The sequence below is a fragment of the Streptomyces sp. NPDC057438 genome, from assembly GCF_042802995.1.
Lineage (GTDB): Bacteria > Actinomycetota > Actinomycetes > Streptomycetales > Streptomycetaceae > Streptomyces.
The window spans coordinates 1-2,984 of sequence record NZ_JBHVDD010000186.1 but is presented as its reverse complement, the minus strand read 5'-3'; the positions used below and the strand labels follow the sequence as shown (position 1 = coordinate 2,984).

Below are 2,984 nucleotides of genomic sequence, written 5' to 3'. Positions count from 1 at the left end.
GTCCGCTGGCTCGGCTCCGGACGACAGGACTCCCTCCTCTCCGTCGAGAACACCGTCGGCGTCGCCAACCCCGGAGGCGAAGCCGTATGACCACCGCCGCCGCTCAGACGACCGCGGCCACCGCTCAGCGGCACCTGCTGCTGAACATGACGGCCAACGGATCGCTCGGCCACGAGGGCGAAGACCTCCTCGTCGTCCGGCGAGGGGAGGGCCCGTACGTCGACGACGCCGACGGCAGGCGCTACATCGACGGTCTGTCGGGGCTGTACTGCTGCCAACTCGGCTACTCCTACGGCCCCGAGTTCGCGGAGGCCGCCGAACGGCAACTGCGCGAGCTGTGCTACAGCCCGCTGTGGACCGGCTCCGCGCACCCCACGGCGATCGAGCTGGCCGAGCGCCTGTCCCGGATCGCCCCCGTCGACATCGAGCACACCTTCTTCTCGAGCGGTGGCGCCGAAGCGGTCGAGACCGCCTGGAAGATCGCCCGCCAGTACCACGCCCTGTGCGGGGAGCCGGGACGGGTGAAGGCGATCGCCCGGCGCGGCGCCTACCACGGGCTGACCGTCGGCACCCTGTCGTTCACCGACGAACCCGGTCTGACACAGCCCTACGGCCCGCCGGCGATCGACACCCGGTTCGTGTCGAACACCAACCGCTTCGGCCTCGCACCGGAATTCGCGGACGACGAGGTGTACACGGCCTGGCTGCTCGCCGAGCTGGAGGCCACGATCCTGGCCGAGGGCCCGGAGACCGTAGCGATGCTCATCGCCGAACCCGTGCAGAACCGGGGCGGCTGCATCACTCCGCCCCGGGGCTACTGGCAGGGGCTCCGTGCGCTCGCCGACCGGTACGGCTTCCTGCTCGTCGCCGACGAGGTGATCACCGCCTTCGGCCGGATCGGCGAGTGGTTCGGCGGGGACCGTTACGGCGCCCGCCCGGACATGGTCACCGTCGCCAAGGGCATCACCTCGGGATACGCCCCCCTCGGCGCGACCCTGGTCGGCACCAGGATCACCGAGGTCATCAACCGGCCCGGCGCCGTCCTCAACCACGGCTACACCTTCGCCGGGCACCCGCTGAGCACGGCCATCGCCCTGCGCAACCTGGAGATCATGGAACGGGACCGGATCCTGGACAACGTCCGCGATCTCCAGGGTGACCTCGCCATCCGCATGGCGGCCCTCAAGGACCTGCCGATCGTCGGCGACGTCCGAGGCACCGGGTTCTTCTACTCCTGCGAACTCGTCGGCGACCTCGACGGCGGAGGCTTCAGCGACAGGGCCCGCGCCGAACTGATCACCGATCTCATCCCACGCCGACTGCGCGAGGCCGGCCTGCTGGCCCGTGTCTACGACCGATCCGCGCCGCTGGTCCAGATCGCGCCCCCGCTGATCAGCGACCGCGCGGTCCTCGACCGTATCGCCGCGATCATCGCGGGCGTCCTCGCCGAAGCCTCGTCCCGTATCTGATGCACGTTTTGGGAAGGAACCACATGTACTCCATCGGTCCGCTGACCGTCGCCCCCGGCGAGCGCGCCCAGGGCCTGATCCCGGTCGGCACCAGCAGCTACGGCGTGGAGCTCGGCATTCCGCTGATCGTCGTCAACGGCGTCCAGGACGGCCCCGTCCTGTGTGTCGACGCGGGTGTGCACGGCGACGAGTACGACGGCCAGGAAGCCATCCGCCGCGTCCTCGCCGAGCTCGACCCGGCCACCCTGCGCGGCACGGTCGTGGGCATTCCCTGCCTGAACACCCCGGCCTTCGAGGCGGCGGCCCGCGCGAGCGGCATCGACCACCTCAACCTGAACCGGATCTTCCCGGGCGACGCGGAGGGCTCCTACTCCCAGCGCCTGGCCGCGACCTTCGTCGAGCAGGTGGTCCCCGCCGTCGACGCCGTGGTCGACCTGCACACCGGTGGCGCCTACGGTGAGATCGCCCCGCTGGTCATCCTCCAGGGCGGCTACGAGGAGTTGGCGACGGACATCGCTCTCGCTGCCGGGCACGAGCTGGTCTGGAAGGGCGGCAAGTGGGGCGGCACGGTCCGCCACCCCGTCCTCGAAGCGGGCAAGCCCGCCATCACCATCGAGTGCGGCGGCGCCACGTACCGCGAGACCAACGTCGAGCACCACATGAACTCGATCCGCAACATCCTGCGCCGGCTCGGGATCATCGAGGGCGAGGCGGTGCTGCGGGAGACCTACACGACCGTCTCCGGCACCTTCGCCCGCTCCGCCGCCGGCGGCTTCTTCGTCGCGCACGCCGAGCCGGGGGAGACCTGCAAGGAAGGCGACCTGATCGCCACCATCACCGACCACTACGGCACCACACTGGAAGAGGTCCGCGCGCCGCAGGAAGGCATCGTGCTCTGGGTGCGCCGCATCCGCACGGTCCGCCCCGGCGACGAGGTCGTCATCTTCGGCGAGGTGCTGGGAGAGATCCGGCCATGAGCGACGCAACGCAGTCGACCGAGCTGCTGATCGACGGCAAGCAGGTCCCCGCCGCCGACGGCCGCACCTTCACCGTCCTCGACCCGTCGGACGGCACGGCGATCGCCCAGGTCGCGCTGGCCGGCAAGGCCGACGTGGACGCCGCGGTGGCAGCGGCGCGCGCCGCCTTCACGGCACCCGAGTGGGCCGGGATGCGTGCCGCCGACCGCGGCCGGATCCTGTACCGGATCGCGGAGGCCATCCGCTTCCAGGGTGAGCGGCTGGCCCGGCTGGAGAGCCAGGACGTCGGCAAGCCGCTGCGCCAGGCCAAGAACGACGTCGAGGCGGCGGCCCGTTACTTCGAGTTCTACGCGGGCGTCGCCGACAAGCTCGGCGGCTCGACCGTTCCGCTCGGGCCCGGCCTGCTCGACTACACCGTGCGGGAGCCGATCGGGGTCTCCGGTCAGATCATCCCGTTCAACTACCCGCTGCAGAACACCGCGAGGGGCTCCGCCCCCGCGCTGGCCGCGGGCTGCACGGTGGTGCTCAAGCCGTCACC

General features: G+C 71.0%; 3 protein-coding genes. All 3 read left to right on the top strand.

What is annotated here, in order from left to right:
• Window positions 1–86 precede the first annotated feature (86 nt).
• Window positions 87–1,469: an aminotransferase class III-fold pyridoxal phosphate-dependent enzyme gene (locus ACFU5F_RS42185; protein WP_383898976.1), complete on the top strand. Its 1,383-nt coding sequence runs from the start codon at window positions 87–89 to the stop codon at window positions 1,467–1,469.
• A 23-nt stretch (window positions 1,470–1,492) separates the two neighbouring features.
• Complete coding sequence (locus ACFU5F_RS42180; protein ID WP_383898974.1) at window positions 1,493–2,446, top strand: succinylglutamate desuccinylase/aspartoacylase family protein; 954 nt, start codon at window positions 1,493–1,495, stop codon at window positions 2,444–2,446.
• Window positions 2,443–2,984, top strand: a 542-nt coding sequence (locus tag ACFU5F_RS42175) for an aldehyde dehydrogenase family protein (protein ID WP_383898972.1), incomplete at its 3' end; no start/stop codon positions are given. The genes ACFU5F_RS42180 and ACFU5F_RS42175, both read left to right, overlap by 4 nt.